Source organism: Microbacterium yannicii (genome assembly GCF_024055635.1).
In the GTDB taxonomy this organism is placed as follows: Bacteria; Actinomycetota; Actinomycetes; order Actinomycetales; family Microbacteriaceae; genus Microbacterium; species Microbacterium yannicii.
Genome location: NZ_JAMXMB010000003.1, coordinates 61,085 through 74,820, shown reverse-complemented (window position 1 = coordinate 74,820; position 13,736 = coordinate 61,085). Strand labels below are relative to the sequence as shown.

The 13,736-nt window shown below is 71.8% G+C and carries 12 protein-coding genes and 1 pseudogene; 5 read left to right on the top strand and 8 right to left on the bottom strand.

Features of this window, described 5'->3' with window-relative positions; translation table 11 throughout:
• The first annotated feature begins 224 nt into the window (after positions 1–224).
• The 3 genes from NCG93_RS00645 to NCG93_RS00635 all read left to right on the top strand — a co-directional run bounded on the left by NCG93_RS00645 (position 225) and on the right by NCG93_RS00635 (position 3,496).
• Positions 225–1,307, top strand: a complete 1,083-nt coding sequence (locus tag NCG93_RS00645; protein WP_241741614.1) for a sugar ABC transporter substrate-binding protein — start codon at positions 225–227, stop codon at positions 1,305–1,307.
• A gap of 96 nt (positions 1,308–1,403) precedes the next feature.
• Positions 1,404–2,228, top strand: a complete 825-nt coding sequence (locus NCG93_RS00640) for an ATP-binding cassette domain-containing protein (protein WP_194413516.1) — start codon at positions 1,404–1,406, stop codon at positions 2,226–2,228.
• Positions 2,225–3,496: a sugar ABC transporter permease gene (locus NCG93_RS00635; protein ID WP_194413515.1), complete on the top strand. Its 1,272-nt coding sequence runs from the start codon at positions 2,225–2,227 to the stop codon at positions 3,494–3,496. The genes NCG93_RS00640 and NCG93_RS00635 overlap by 4 nt, the downstream gene beginning before the upstream one ends.
• 57 nt (positions 3,497–3,553) lie before the next feature.
• Here the strand turns inward: NCG93_RS00635 and NCG93_RS00630 are convergent, their stop codons facing one another.
• The 3 genes from NCG93_RS00630 to citH all read right to left on the bottom strand — a co-directional run bounded on the left by NCG93_RS00630 (position 3,554) and on the right by citH (position 6,470).
• Positions 3,554–4,258, bottom strand: a complete 705-nt coding sequence (locus NCG93_RS00630; protein ID WP_194413514.1) for an NAD-dependent deacylase — start codon at positions 4,256–4,258, stop codon at positions 3,554–3,556.
• The gene (locus tag NCG93_RS00625) at positions 4,255–4,875 is read right to left on the bottom strand and encodes a hypothetical protein (protein WP_194413513.1); all 621 of its coding nucleotides are present in this window, start codon (positions 4,873–4,875) and stop codon (positions 4,255–4,257) included. The genes NCG93_RS00630 and NCG93_RS00625 overlap by 4 nt, the downstream gene beginning before the upstream one ends.
• Positions 4,876–4,937: 62 nt before the next feature.
• Positions 4,938–6,470, bottom strand: coding sequence for a citrate transporter CitH (gene citH / locus NCG93_RS00620; protein ID WP_194413512.1), 1,533 nt, complete (start codon positions 6,468–6,470; stop codon positions 4,938–4,940).
• A gap of 213 nt (positions 6,471–6,683) precedes the next feature.
• Here citH and NCG93_RS00615 point away from each other — a divergent pair, with 213 nt between their 5' ends.
• Positions 6,684–8,333 (top strand): sensor histidine kinase, encoded by a 1,650-nt coding sequence (locus NCG93_RS00615; RefSeq protein WP_194413511.1) that lies wholly within the window; start codon positions 6,684–6,686, stop codon positions 8,331–8,333.
• Positions 8,330–8,986 (top strand): response regulator, encoded by a 657-nt coding sequence (locus NCG93_RS00610; protein ID WP_194413510.1) that lies wholly within the window; start codon positions 8,330–8,332, stop codon positions 8,984–8,986. The genes NCG93_RS00615 and NCG93_RS00610 overlap by 4 nt, the downstream gene beginning before the upstream one ends.
• Positions 8,987–9,005: 19 nt before the next feature.
• Here the strand turns inward: NCG93_RS00610 and NCG93_RS00605 are convergent.
• From NCG93_RS00605 to NCG93_RS00585, 5 genes and pseudogenes are all read right to left on the bottom strand, one after another.
• Positions 9,006–10,540: pseudogene (locus tag NCG93_RS00605) on the bottom strand (ATP-dependent DNA ligase).
• 46 nt (positions 10,541–10,586) lie between these two features.
• Positions 10,587–11,579 (bottom strand): epimerase, encoded by a 993-nt coding sequence (locus NCG93_RS00600; protein ID WP_194413509.1) that lies wholly within the window; start codon positions 11,577–11,579, stop codon positions 10,587–10,589.
• Positions 11,576–11,977: a DoxX family protein gene (locus tag NCG93_RS00595; RefSeq protein ID WP_194413508.1), complete on the bottom strand. Its 402-nt coding sequence runs from the start codon at positions 11,975–11,977 to the stop codon at positions 11,576–11,578. The genes NCG93_RS00600 and NCG93_RS00595 overlap by 4 nt, the downstream gene beginning before the upstream one ends.
• Positions 11,974–12,738 (bottom strand): LLM class flavin-dependent oxidoreductase, encoded by a 765-nt coding sequence (locus tag NCG93_RS00590; RefSeq protein WP_194413507.1) that lies wholly within the window; start codon positions 12,736–12,738, stop codon positions 11,974–11,976. Before NCG93_RS00590 ends, NCG93_RS00595 begins: the two co-directional genes overlap by 4 nt.
• Positions 12,735–13,610, bottom strand: a complete 876-nt coding sequence (locus NCG93_RS00585) for an LLM class flavin-dependent oxidoreductase (protein WP_194413506.1) — start codon at positions 13,608–13,610, stop codon at positions 12,735–12,737. Before NCG93_RS00585 ends, NCG93_RS00590 begins: the two co-directional genes overlap by 4 nt.
• Positions 13,611–13,736 lie beyond the last annotated feature (126 nt).

Below are 13,736 nucleotides of genomic sequence, written 5' to 3'. Positions count from 1 at the left end.
GCGGGCCGCGCATTATGCTCATTCGAGCCGCGCAACCTGGGCACTCTGCACGGTAAGCGCTCTCTCCGCCCGCGGCCTCGCAGCATCCCCGCCTCACGAGCCTGTGCGTTGCCAAAGCGTTACGTTCAAGACTTGACGCCAAGAACGCTGGTCGTCGATGATCGCATCAGCGAGAACAAACCAGGGACGATCCTGGGCTGGTTCGCTTCAACGACGAAAGGCGAATGATGAAGAAGTCTTCGATCCTCGCCGTGGCCGCCCTCACGGGCGCGGCCGCGGTGATGCTGGCCGGCTGCTCGAACGGCGGCGGCGGCAACGGCGGTTCCACGGAGGCGGCCGGCGACGGCGCGGACCGTGCATGTGTGATCCTGCCTGACGCTGCCTCGTCGCCGCGCTGGGAGAACTTCGACCGCAAGTACCTCCAGGAGGGGCTGGAGGGCGCCGGTTTCGACGTCGACATCCAGAACGCGCAGGGCGACGTCAACAAGTACTCGACCATCGCCGACCAGCAGCTCACCCAGGGCTGCGGCGTCATGCTGCTCGTCGACTACCAGGGCGCGGCGGAGGCCGTCGCCACCAAGGCGAAGGCCGAAGGCATCCCCGTGATCGCCTACGACCGCCCGTTCACGGGCGCGGACTACTACGTGTCGTTCGACAACACCGAGGTCGGCCGTATGGAGGGCCAGACCGTCCTCGACGGCCTCACCGCCGCCGGCAAGGACCCGGCCAGCGCCGTCGTCGTCTACATGGGCGGCGACCCGACGGACGGCAACGCGGCGATGTTCCACGACGGCGCCGTCGAGGTGATGGAAGCCGCGGGCATCAAGGCGGCGGCCGAGCCTCCCGGGGTCTGGGACCAGGCCAAGTCGCAGACCAACTTCGAGCAGGCCCTCACGGGTCTGGGTGGCAAGGTCGACGGCGTGTGGGTCGCGAACGACACCAACGCCGCGGGCGTCATCAAGGTCCTGCAGGACAACAACCTGACCGGCGTCGCGGTGTCGGGTCAGGACGCGAACGTCGCGGGCCTGCAGAACATCCTCCTCGGATGGCAGACCGCCACGGTCTACAAGCCCGTCAAGGACGAGGCCACGGCTGCCGTCGACACGGCCGTCGCGCTGCTGAAGGGCGACGACGTCACGTCGCAGGCCGAGCTCGAAGACGGCACGCCCTACATCCAGGTCACGCCGATCCTCGTCGGCCCCGACAAGGTGAAGGATGTCGTCGCTGCCGGCGACGCCGACTACGACGATGTCTGCACGCCCGACGTGATGGCCGCGTGCGAGCAGTACGGAGTCACCGCCAACTAAGCCGGATCGGCTTCGGCCGAATCCCGCGAGGGGGCGTCGCGCCACGGGCGTGGCGCCCCTTCGCGCCGGACCACGGGCTCTCCCAAGGAAGCGAGCATGTCAGACACATCCACCATCACCCCCACGGTCGGCGTCGAGCCGATCATCCAACTGGTCGGCGTGAAGAAATCGTTCGGACCGGTCAGCGTCCTCAAGGGCGTCGACCTCAAAGTCCATCCCGGCAAGGTCACCGCCCTCGTGGGCGACAACGGCGCCGGCAAGTCCACGCTCATCAAGGGTCTGGCCGGCGTGCAGCCGTACGACGAGGGCGAAGTCCTCATCGACGGCGTTCACCGCGACCTGCACGCGCCCCGCGACGCCGGGAACCTCGGCATCGAGGTCGTGTACCAGGACCTCGCTCTGTGCGACAACCTCGACATCGTCCAGAACATGTTCCTCGGCCGCGAGGAGCTGACATTCGGCACCTTCGACGAGGGGCGCATGGAGAAGGAGGCGTCCGACACGCTGCGCTCCCTCTCGGTGCGCACGGTGAAATCCGTCCGCCAGAAGGTGTCGAGCCTCTCGGGTGGCCAGCGGCAGACCGTCGCGATCGCTCGCGCGGTACTGAAGAAGGCCCGAGTGGTGATCCTCGACGAGCCCACGGCCGCCCTCGGCGTCGCCCAGACCGAGCAGGTGCTGAACCTCGTGAAGCGCCTGTCGGAGCAGGGCGTCGCGGTGGTCCTCATCAGCCACAACCTGGTGGACGTCTTCGAGGTCGCCGACGACATCGCCGTCCTCTACCTCGGTCAGATGGTCGCCCAGATCCCGGCGTCCTCGACGACCCGCGACGACGTGGTCGGCTACATCACCGGCACCAAGGCGCCCGCCGGAGTCACGATCCTCGATACGTCGACCGTTCGCACCGAAGGAGGCGCGGAATGAGCAGCAATGCCACCCGGACCGAGGCCGCACCGGACCCCATCGCGAGCGACCTGATCGGCAGCGGCGTGGAGGGCGGCGTCGGCGACCAGCTTCAGGCGTGGTGGCAGCGCGTGCGCGGCGGCGACATGGGCGCCCTGCCCGCCATCGGCGGCCTCGTCGTGCTCGGGGCGCTGTTCTCGATCATGAGCCCGTTCTTCCTCACCGAGCGCAACTTCGCCAACCTGCTGAACCAGGCGGCGACGCTCGTCGTGCTCGGCATGGCGCTGGTGTTCGTCCTCCTGCTCGGCGAGATCGACCTGTCCGCCGGTGTGACCGGCGGTGTGGGCATGGCGCTGTTCGTCGTGCTGAACGCGCAGTTCGGCATTCCCTGGCCGCTCGCACTCCTGATCGGATTCGGGTTCGGGTTCCTCACGGGCGCCTTCATCGGCTTCTTCGTGGCGAGGGTGGGCATCCCGTCATTCGTGGTCACGCTGGGGTTGTTCCTCGGATTCCAGGGTCTCGCCCTGGTGATCATCGGACCCGGCGGTCTGTTCCGTCTCGAAGTGCCCGAGCTCATCGCGCTGCAGAACGGCAATCTGCCGGTCTGGGGCGGCTGGGCGATGCTCGTGATCATGCTCGCGATCTCGGGGGGCACATCGTTCTGGGACCGGGCGCGCCGCGCCCGTGCCGGCGTTCCGAACCGCGCCCTCTCGATGGTGTGGATCAAGCTGGCCGCGATCGCGGTGATCGGCGGGGCCGTCGTCTACGTGCTCAACCAGAACCGCGGACAGTCGGTGGTGGAGGTCGCCGGTGTGCCGATCGTCGTGCCCGTCGTGCTGACGATCCTGTGGCTCGGCACGTTCCTGCTCGACCGCACGAAGTTCGGCCGCTACATCTACGCCATCGGCGGCAACGCCGAAGCAGCACGCCGTTCCGGCGTCAAGGTGCGCTGGATCAAGTGGTGGGCGTTCGTGATCTGCTCGAGCCTCGCGGTGTTCTCGGCGCTGCTGAGCGTCGCGCGCGTCGGCTCCGTGGACGCGACGGTCGGCCGCGACATCGTGCTCTCGGGCGTCGCCGCGGCGGTCGTCGGCGGTGTCAGCCTCTTCGGCGGCAAGGGACGCCTCATGCACGCGGCGATCGGCGCGCTCGTCATCGCGACGATCACGAACGGTCTGGGCCTGCTCAACCTGCCCGCGGGCGTCAACCTGCTGGTGACCGGCGCCGTGCTGATCCTCGCCGCGACCGTGGACGCCCTGTCGCGGGTGCGGTCGGGCGGCGGGCGGATGTAGCGCCACCCAGACGCGAAGAGCGCCGGACGGATGCCTCCGCCCGGCGCTCTTCGCCGTTCAGCGGGTGCTGTGCAGGGCGATCGCCTCGTCGGCCCAGGCCGGGACCAGCACGCTCGCGGGCCCCGCGTGCGATTCGTCGAACGGCACCTCGGCATCGCTCGGCTCGAGGTTGAGCTCGACCGTGCGCGCGCCGAAGGCGGCCGCGAGCGCCACGTAGCCGGCGGCCGGGTACACCGCGCCGGACGTGCCGATCGACACGAAGACATCGGCCGCGACGATCGCGTTCTCGATCCGCTCCAGCTCGTACGGCATCTCGCCGAACCAGACCACGTCGGGGCGCAGCATCCGCTCTCCGCATGCGGGGCAGCCGGGGCGATCCAGGAGGTCCGCCTCCCACCCAGGCCGGCGACCGCACGCGAGGCACAGCGCCCGGCGCAGCTCGCCGTGCATGTGGACCAGGTTGCGACTGCCGGCGCGCTCGTGCAGATCGTCGACGTTCTGCGTGACGATGAGCAGGTCGTCGCCGATCGCGCCTTCGAGTCGCGCCAGGGCCCGGTGGGCGGCGTTCGGCGCGACGGAGGCGAGCGCCCGCCGCCGTGCGTCGTAGAAGGCGAGCACGGTGTCGGGGTCGCGCTCGTACGCGTCGGGGGTGGCGACGTCTTCGATGCGGTGGTCCTCCCACAGCCCGTCGGCGCCGCGGAAGGTGGGCACCCCGCTCTCGGCCGAGATGCCGGCTCCGGTGAGGACGACGATCCGCCTCATCGAAGGGTTCCGGGGGCGACGTGCGACAGCACCCGCTCCCACACCTCGGCGAGCACGAGGCGGGACGCGGGGTCGGCGGTCTGCGGCACCATCTCGACGCGGGCGGACGGCAGCCCCTCGGCGAACCAGCGTGCGGCGGCGCTCGCGGCATCCGGATCGTCTCGCCCGTTCATCAGCAGGGTCTTGGCCGCGATCCCGGCGAGCAGCTCCGCGACCTCGTGACCGCCGAGCTCCGACTCCGGTCGTGGCACGGCGACGAGGGCCAGCCGGTCCACACCCGAGCCGACGAGCGCCGCGATCCTGACGGCCAGCTCGCCGGCCGCGCCCACGCCCACGATTCCGACCGGACGGTCCCCGCGCTCCTCGTCGACGAACCGGGCGATCCCGCGCGCGCTCGCCTCTGCAGGGGTCGTGCCCCGGTAGGCGACCGGGTCGTCGATGTCGTCCAGGGTGAGTCCGATCGCCACGATGCGTGCGTCGCGACGGGTCGTGGCGTCGGGCAGCGGGTCCGACAGCGCCGAGGCCCCCATGCGCAGCAGGAACACGGTGCGCTCGGCGCCGGGCGCCCCGAAGCTGCGGTGCTCGTAGGCGGCGTCGGGCGCGGCTGCTCTGGTCATGGCCACAGCCTACGAGCCTGGGACGTCGCCGGGACGAACCGAAGCTCGGGGCGCCCCGCCGCTCAGGCCATCAGCGGGACCGCGCCCACCAGCACACCTACGGCGAGCATCGCGAGCGACACGACGCACGCCCGCCACAGCACCTTCTTGTGGTGGTCGCCGAGGTTGACGCTCGCCAGCGAGACCAGCAGCAGGATCGCCGGCACCAGCGGGCTCTGCAGGTGCACCGGCTGCCCGGTGATCGAAGCGCGAGCCATCTCGACCGGGGCGATGCCGAAATGCTCGGCGCTCTGCGCCAGCACCGGGAGGATGCCGTAGTAGAAGGCGTCGTTCGACATGAAGAACGTGAACGGGATCGACAGGATGCCGGTGATCACGGCCAGGAAGGGTCCGAGCGAGGCGGGGATGACGGTGGTGATCCACGTCGCCATCGCGTCGACCATGCCGGTGCCGTTCAGCACGCCGACGAGGACTCCGGCCGCGAGGACCATCGACACCACGCCGACGATGCTCGGCGCGTGGGCGACGATCTCGTCGGCCTGGCTCTTGAGCTTCGGGAAGTTCACGAACAGCGCGATCGCGGCGCCGACCATGAACACGTAGGCGAGGGGGAAGACGTCCAGTACCAGCAGCACCATCACCACGACGGTGAGCGCCAGGTTGACCCAGATGAGCTTCGGCCGCAGCGTCGCGCGATTCGGGTCGAGCATCGTGTCGGCCATCGCCGTGTCTTCGCGGTCGACGACAGCCGTGGCGACGGGCAGACTGCCCCTGCCGCCCGCCACCGTCACGATGTTGCCGGTGCGCAGGGTCGCACGGGCGCCCGGCTTCCGATCGGCGCTGCGGAAGATGCGGGATCCGGCGAGGACTCCCCCGCCGTCCAGGCGCGACTCGTCGATGCTTCCGATGCGCTTGCGCTCCGACAGCCCCAGGAACCAGGCGAAGGAGAGCGAGATGACGATGCCGGCAGCGAGCGAGGGCAGCATCGGCACGAAGATGTCGGTGGGCTGCAGGCCGAGAGCGGTCGCCGCCCGCACGGTGGGGCCGCCCCACGGCACGATGTTCAGCGTGCCGTTCATGAGGCCCGCGACGCAGGTGAGCACGACGGGGCTCATGCCGAGGCGCAGGTAGATCGGCAGCATCGCGGAAGTCGTGATGATGAAGGTCGTCGACCCGTCGCCGTCGAGCGAGACCGCACCGGCCAGCACCGCGGTGCCCAGCACGACCTTGGCCGGGTCATCGCCCAGCAGCCGCGTGATCGCCCGGATCAGCGGGTCGAACAGGCCGACGTCGATCATGATGCCGAAGTACATGATGGCGAACATCAGCAGCGCTGCGGTCGGGGCCATGCTGCCGATCGCGTCGAGGATCATGTCGCCCAGCCCGAGCCCCGCACCGGCGAACAGGCCGAACACGGTCGGCACGAGGATGAGCGCGACCATCGGCGTCAGGCGGCGCGTCATGATGAGCGCCATGAACACCAGGACCATGGTGAAGCCGAGGGCGACGAGCACACCTTCGGACGGGACGAAGGCGGTGGCGTAGCCTTCGTCGGCCTCGGCGGCGTGGAACAGGAACGGAACTGCCGCGTTCATCTCGACTCCTTCGTCGTGTCGTGCGGGTGCGTGCGGTGCGGGTGAGGGCATCGCCCGGTGGCGGTGCGTTCCCGCGAGGTTAGGCGCGGGACCGCGCTCGTCGCGCGGTACGTCGCATTCCCGCAGGTTGTGCGCGTAGCGTGTCTTCTGCGCATTGTGCTCACGTGCGCGGAAGGCCGGCGGCTGCCGGTCCGAGCCCCGGGAGGAGATCGGATGCGCTTCGCAACGCGGCTCCTCGTGATGCAGCTGGTGACGGTGACCGCCGTCGTCGCCGTGTGCACGCTCGTCTTCGGGTGGCTCGGTGTGCGCCAGCTCCGGGCGGAGTCGGAGGCCGCAGCCCTCAACATCGCACGCACGGTCGCGGAGGATCCCGACGTCAAGTCGCTGGTCGCCGGGTTCTCCGCCGACCCCGGCACGCCGGACGCCGCCCAGCTGCGCAACGGTGCGCTCCAGCAGATCGCCGTCGATGTCGCCGGCCGCACGGACGCGCTGTTCGTCGTCATCACCGACGATCACGGCATCCGTCTCGCCCACCCGACGGAGGCGCTTCTGGGCCAGGTCGTCTCGACGCCCTTCGCCGAGGTGCTCGAGGGCAACGAGGTCGTCGACTGGGAGGTGGGCACGCTCGGCGAGTCCGCGCGCGCCAAGGTGCCCGTCTATCCCGAGGACCGCGGCGCCCCGGTCGGCGAGGTCAGTGTCGGATTCGAGCGCGCGAGCGTCTTCGACGACCTGCCCGCCCTCGTCGCGACCATCGCCATCGCCGCGATCGGCGGGGTCGCACTCGCCGCGGTGGCCACGCTGCTGCTCCGCCGGCGGTTCGAGCGGCTGACGCTCGGACTCCAGCCGGAGGAGCTCGTCGCCCTCGTGCAGAACCAGGCGGCCGTGCTCGAGGGCGTCGGCGACGGCGTCGTGGCCCTCGATCCCGACGGCGTCGTGCGCGTGTGCAACGAGGCGGCGGAACGGATGCTCGGCATCCAGGAACCGGTCGGGCGCAGGTTCGACGAGCTCGCGCTGCCCGACTCGGTGCTCCACGCGGTGCGAGACGGGGCCTCCGGCGTGGAGGCGGTCGTGGGCGACCGGGTGCTGTATCTCGACACGCGACCGGTACAGCGGGACGCACGGGCACTGGGCCAGATCGTGGTCGTGCGGGACCGCACCGACGTCGAGGCGCTCGCCGGCCGGCTCGAGACCGTGCGCGCGATGACCGAGGCGCTGCGTGTGCAGCGGCACGAGTTCGCCAATCGCCTCCACGTCGCCTCCGGCTTGATCGATGCGCAACGCGTCGACGAGGCGCGCGCCTTCCTCGGCGATCTGACCGAGCGCGGCGCCGTGGACTTCGGCATCGCGGGGCTCGAGCGCGTTCCGGACGCGTTCCTCAAATCGCTCCTCGGGGCCACCGCCGCCACCGCGCGGGAGCGCGGCGTCACCGTCCGGATCGCGGAGGACACCCTCCTGCTGAGCGAGGTGGTCGAGGCGGAGGACGTCGCGGCGGTGCTCGGCAACCTCGTCGGCAACGCCGTCACCGCGGCGGTGGGCGGGGACACGCCCGGCTGGGTCGAGATCGCACTGCTGGGAGACGGCGGCGAACTCGTGATCACGGTGGCCGACTCCGGCCGCGGCATCCAGCCGGCGGGAGCCGACCCGTTCGCGCGCGCCACCCCCCTCGAGGCGCAGGCCGGCGCGATGGATGCCGTCCATGGTCACGGCTTCGGCCTGCCGCTCTCCCGCGATCTGGCACGCCGCCGCGGCGGCGATGTCTGGCTGATCGATCCGGGCGGCGCGGGGTCCGGCGCCGTGTTCGGCGCCCGGCTCCCCGGGGCGCTCCGCCGCGCCGACGAGAACCCCGAGAGGCAGACCCCATGAGCCGTCCCATCCGCGTCCTCGTGGTCGACGACGACTTCCGCGTCGCCGGCCTGCACCGTGACGTCGTCGCATCGCGTACCGGGTTCACCGCCCTCGAGTCCGTGCAGTCGCTCGGTGCGGCACGGCAGGCCGTGCGAACGCAAATCCCCGACCTGCTGCTCGTCGACGCGTTCCTCCCCGACGGCGACGGCGTCGAGTTCGTCGCCGCGGCCGGCATCGACGCCTTCGTGCTGTCGGCGGCGACGGATGCCGCCACCGTGCGCCGCGCGCTGCAGGCGGGCGCGCTCGCGTACCTGACCAAGCCCTTCGACGCCCGGGTGCTCGCCGAGCGGCTGGACCGCTACGCACGGATGCGCAACCTGCTGGTCACCGACCGGCCCCTGGAGCAGGAGCAGATCGACCGCGCCCTCGCGATCATGCACGGCGGGGCGGAGCCGGCGACCGTCGCGCGCTCGGCGACGGAGCAGCTGATCCTCGAGGGGCTCGGCGACGACGAGGCATCCGCCGCGGAGATCGCCGACCGCGTCGGCATCTCTCGGGCGACCGCCCAACGGCACCTGGCGGGGCTCGCCAGCCGCGGCCTGGTCGAGGTGCGGCTGCGCTACGGGACGACGGGCCGACCCGAGCACCGGTACATCGCGGTCCGCCGCTGACGTCCGCGCGCCTGGACCCTCACCCCCGCAGCAGTCCGCGCAGCGTCTCGATCGTGTCGGCCTCGTCGGCGCGCTTGTCGGGGCGGTACCCCTTCACGCGGGCGAAGCGCAGCGCGACACCGCCCGGGTAGCGCGTCGAGCGCTGCACGCCATCGATGGCGATCTCGACCACCGTCTCCGGACGCACATGCACGGCGTACGACGAGCGGTGGGTCTCGATCGTCGGGAAGTGCTCGGTCTGCCACCGCAGCGTCGCGTCGGTCAGTCCCTTGAAGGTCTTGCCCACCATCACGAAGCCCCCGGGCTCACCGAACGTGCCGTCGGGATCGCGCGCGCCGAGGTGCAGGTTCGAGAGCTGACCGGTGCGCCGGCCCGACCCCCACTCGACGGCGAGCACCACGAGGTCGTAGGTGAGCACGGGCTTCACTTTGAGCCAGCTCTTGCCGCGTCGGCCGGCGGCGTACGGCGCGTCGAGCGACTTCACCATCACGCCCTCGTGCCCGGCGGCGAGAGCCTCGCGCGAGAACTCCTCGGCGCGGTCGGCGTCGTCGGTCACGATGCCCGGCATGCGGGCGTCTCCGACCGCCTCGTCGAGCAGTGCGAGGCGGGTCGCCAGCGGCTCGTCGATGAGATCGCGGCCGTCGAGGTGCAGGATGTCGAAGAACCACGGGCGCAGCACCACCGCTGCGGCGTCGTCGGCGCCCAGCGACCCGAAGCGCGCCATGGTGTCCTGGAACGGGCGGGGCCCGCCGTCCTCGTCGAGCGACAGCGTCTCACCGTCCAGGATCACACGGTCGGCCGGCAGCTCGCGCACCACCTTGACGATCTCGGGCACCCGATGCGTGATGTCGGCGAGGCTCCGGGTGAACACGCGCACATCCTCGCCGTCGCGGTGCACCTGGATCCGTGCCCCGTCGAGCTTGTATTCGACGGATGCCGCGGCCCCCAGCGTCTCGAGAGCTTCGGTCGTCGAGCCGGCGGTCGAAGCGAGCATCGGCAGCACGCCGCGCCCCACCTCGAGCCCGATCGCGTCCAGATCTTCGGGCGTACCGGTGAGGGCGATCGCGCCGTCGCGCCCAGGTCGCCCGACAGCATGGCGGCACGCCGCACGGTGGGAGCGTCGCGGCGGGACGCCTTCGCGACGGCATCCAGCAGGACGCCCTCGAGCGCTCCGGTGCGGAGTTCGCCGAGCATGACGCGGGCGAGGAAGTCCCACTCCTCCGCCGTCGCCGACCGGGCGAGCGTCTCGAGCGCGTCGCCGCGCGCGGCGACCGACCCCGCGCCCTCCGCCCCGGCGAGACGATCGAGCGCCGCATCGACATCGCCCACGGTGAGCGTCGGTTCGTCGGCGTGCGTCACGGCGAGGTTCGAGAGGCTCCGCCACCCGACGCCGAGGCGACCCTGGCGCGGGCTGGCGGTCAGGAACCCGATCGCCGGACCGATCTCGTCGGGATCGAGCAGACGCAGAGCGTCCGACAGTGCGGCGACCTTGGCCAGTCGTGATGTCGTCGAGGCCACGGCATCCGTCGCCGTCACGAGCTCGTGGAGCAGCATGCCCGCATTCTCCCATCCGGCCCCGACACGATGGCGCCGCCGGGTCTCAGTGCGGCCGCTCGCCGAGCGCGGCGACGACATCATCAAGAGCCGGCTCGAGCTGCGGGTACGCGAACACGTAGCCCGCCGCTGTCAGCGCCTCGGGAGTCGCCCACCTGCTCTTGAGCACGAGCTCCGGCTCGGTGCGCAGCGCCCACATCGCGGATTCGAGCATGAAGCGCCAAGCGGGCAGACCGACCGGTGACCCCACGACACGGCGGAGCTTCGCCATGAGCTCGCGATTGTCGGAGGTGCCCGGCGCCGCCAGGTTCACCGGCCCGGAGATGCCGGGGTCGTCACGGATGAACCGCACCGCCCCGACGACGTCGTCGAGGTGGATCCAGCTGAAGCGCTGCCGGCCGCCGGATCGGTGCCAGGGCGGGCGGCCGTCGCCCGTGGGATGCGGACCTATCCCGCGATAGCGACGATGCGCGAACCACCAGCCGTCGTACTGGGGCCCGCCGAGCCCGAGGCGCGCCAGCCGCACCAGCGTGCGCGTCGCGGGACCGTCGCCGAGGACGATCGCCATGCGCAGCGCGACGCGCCGTGTGGACGGGAGGTCGTCCGCGAAGAACTCGTCCTCCCACGTGCGTGCCACATCGACCGAGAAGCCGGCGCCGAGTTCGCCGTCCCGCTCGGTCTGCGGACCGTCGAGCGCGTAGCGGTAGATCGTCGCCGTGCTCGCATTGAGCCACAGGGGTGGGGGCGTGGCCGCCGCGGCGATGGCACGACGCAGCACCCGCGTCGTCTCGACGCGTGAGCGCAGGATCTCGTCGCGGTTCGCGTCGGTGTACCGGCAGTTCACCGACCTGCCCGCGAGGTTGACGACGACCTCGGCACCGTCGACGAGGGTGAGGATGCCGTCGGCGTCGGTCCACTGCGCGTCGGCGCCCGCACGACCGATGGTGCGCACGTCGTAGCCGTCGTCGGCGAACGCGCGCACCAGCGCACGGCCGACGAACCCCGACGCTCCCGCGATGACGGCGAGCGGCCGACTCATCCGCGTCCTCTCGCCGGGGCCGCGGTGCTCCAGAGCGCCCACGCCACGAGCAGCGGCTGCAGCACCAGCCGGACGAAGCGCGCGCGGTCGGTCGCGAGCATCGGAGCCGGACGACCGGTGCGCCACTGGTGGACGTTGCCGGGAAAGACCGCCACGAAGAACGCCGCCACCGCCCAGCCGATGCGGCGCTGTTCGCCGGGGAACGCCACGAGCGCACCGCCGAGCATCAGCTCGACGACGCCAGAGGCGAGCACGATCGTGTCCTTGTCCGTGTGGAGCAGCCGGGTCGCCCAGTCGGGCACGACGATGCGGTAGCCGCGGCGGCCCCAGGTCAGATGCGAGGCGCCCGCGACGACGAGGAGCGCCGCGAGGGCCCAGCGGCCGACGACCCGCCTCATGCGATCGCCGCCGCGACGGCGTCGATGAACCGCAGGTGGTCGTCCGCACTGCCCGTCGGCGTGATCGCCCGCAGGACGACCTCGTCGACGCCGGCGCGGTAGGCGGCGATCCGGTCCCCGAGATCCGCCGGACGGATCACGGTGTCGGCGACGTCCAGGCCGAGACGGGCGAAGTTGGCGGCGTACGCCGGGTATCCCGCGTAGCGAGCCGCCTCCTCGTCGAGCGGCGCCACCGCGGCGGCGTCCGCTGCCGCGCGCACGTAGAGCGCGACGTGGGCGCCGGGCGCGGTCGCATGCGTCTGGGCGGCTTGCTCTGCGGCGACACGCGGCGTGAGCCAGCTCAGCAGGAGTCCGTCGGATGCCGTGGCCCCGGCTCGCCGCATCCTCGGGCCGAGCGCGCCGACCAGGACGCGCGCTCCGGTGCGCCGACGCAGGGCGGTCGCGGCATCCGTCACCAGCTCCACCGCACCGGTGCGCGCCTGCCCCGAGCCGATGCCCAGCACCAGCCGCGCGGCGGGCAGACCGGAGGCGTCGGCCGCGATCTCGTCGGGTGTGCGCCGGTCGACGGGGAGCACCCCGGTCGCGAGCACCAGGCGCTCGGTGACGGCCGCCGCGGCGGCGAGAACGGCGAGCGCGTCCTGACCCGGGGTGTCGTTCACCCAGAGGGCGTGGAAGCCGGCCGCCTCCGCAGCGGGCGCGACCCGCCGGGCGAGTTCGGGGCCGGCCGCCGCAGCGATCCCGAGTGAGAGCTTCGCGGTCACGCGGCGTCCTTTCCGACCAGACGGGCGACCTCGGCGGCCGCCCGGTAGAACTCGGCGATGTCGCCGCGCGAGGAGGGCAGCAGCACGACGTCGTCCACACCGGCATCGAAGAACCGCCGTGCGCCCGTGGCGACCTGAGCCGGGTCACCCCACAGCGCGCGCTGGGCCGGGTCGGGTCTGTCGCCGACATCCGCGATCGCGCGGGCCTCGGCATCCGCGCCGAACGCCGTCACGACGTAGGCGACCACGTCGTGATCGCCGCCGCGGCCGGCGCGCTCGCGCGCCTCGCGGATCGACGCCGTCGCGACCGCGTACTCCTCCGCCGTGTGGCCGCTGTCCAGCACCGTGCCGTCGGCCACCTCGCCGCTCAGCCGGAGCGTCTTCGGCCCCTCGGCCGCCGCGTAGACGAGCGGCGGCGTCGGCGGCGCGTAGTCGAGCCGCACGCCGTCGAGTGTCACGTACCGCCCCGCCGCCGTGACCTCCTCGCCCGCCAGCAGGCTCCGCAGCGCCGGCACGTACTCGCGCATCAGCGTCAGGGGCGACGCGACCCGTGCGCCGACCTGCCCCATCCAGTCCAGCACCCCGTGCCCCACGCCGGGCAGGAGCCGCCCCGGGAACAGCCGCTCCACGGTGGCGAGCTCCATGGCGGTCGCCGCGACGTTGCGCAGCGGCATGGGCGCGATGCCGATCCCGATCCTCAGGGCCTCCGTCCAGGCGAGCGCCGCACCGACCGTCGCGAACGCGGACTGCCGGAAGCAGTCCTCCCAGATCCACAGTTCCGGCAGGCCCGACGACTCCGCAGCGAGCACCGCGTCGCGGAACTCGTCAGGAGCGTGGGTGTAGGGGTTGAAGATCGCACCGATGCGGGTCATGTCCCCCACTCTGTCAGCGGTCGCCGACGGGCGCACGTCGACACCGCGACCCCACCGCCGGCGGTGGTTATCGCGGGGCGTCCGCCGATGCAACCCCGTGCCACACGCCGTCCGTGCGCCGCAGGC

Coding starts and splice junctions, on each gene's coding strand:
- NCG93_RS00645 (WP_241741614.1), top strand. CDS start 225: ATGATGAAGAAGTCTTCGATCCTCGCCGTGGCCGCCCTCACGGGCGCG.
- NCG93_RS00640 (WP_194413516.1), top strand. CDS start 1,404: ATGTCAGACACATCCACCATCACCCCCACGGTCGGCGTCGAGCCGATC.
- NCG93_RS00635 (WP_194413515.1), top strand. CDS start 2,225: ATGAGCAGCAATGCCACCCGGACCGAGGCCGCACCGGACCCCATCGCG.
- NCG93_RS00630 (WP_194413514.1), bottom strand. CDS start 4,258: ATGAGGCGGATCGTCGTCCTCACCGGAGCCGGCATCTCGGCCGAGAGC.
- NCG93_RS00625 (WP_194413513.1), bottom strand. CDS start 4,875: ATGACCAGAGCAGCCGCGCCCGACGCCGCCTACGAGCACCGCAGCTTC.
- citH (WP_194413512.1), bottom strand. CDS start 6,470: ATGAACGCGGCAGTTCCGTTCCTGTTCCACGCCGCCGAGGCCGACGAA.
- NCG93_RS00615 (WP_194413511.1), top strand. CDS start 6,684: ATGCGCTTCGCAACGCGGCTCCTCGTGATGCAGCTGGTGACGGTGACC.
- NCG93_RS00610 (WP_194413510.1), top strand. CDS start 8,330: ATGAGCCGTCCCATCCGCGTCCTCGTGGTCGACGACGACTTCCGCGTC.
- NCG93_RS00600 (WP_194413509.1), bottom strand. CDS start 11,579: ATGAGTCGGCCGCTCGCCGTCATCGCGGGAGCGTCGGGGTTCGTCGGC.
- NCG93_RS00595 (WP_194413508.1), bottom strand. CDS start 11,977: ATGAGGCGGGTCGTCGGCCGCTGGGCCCTCGCGGCGCTCCTCGTCGTC.
- NCG93_RS00585 (WP_194413506.1), bottom strand. CDS start 13,610: ATGACCCGCATCGGTGCGATCTTCAACCCCTACACCCACGCTCCTGAC.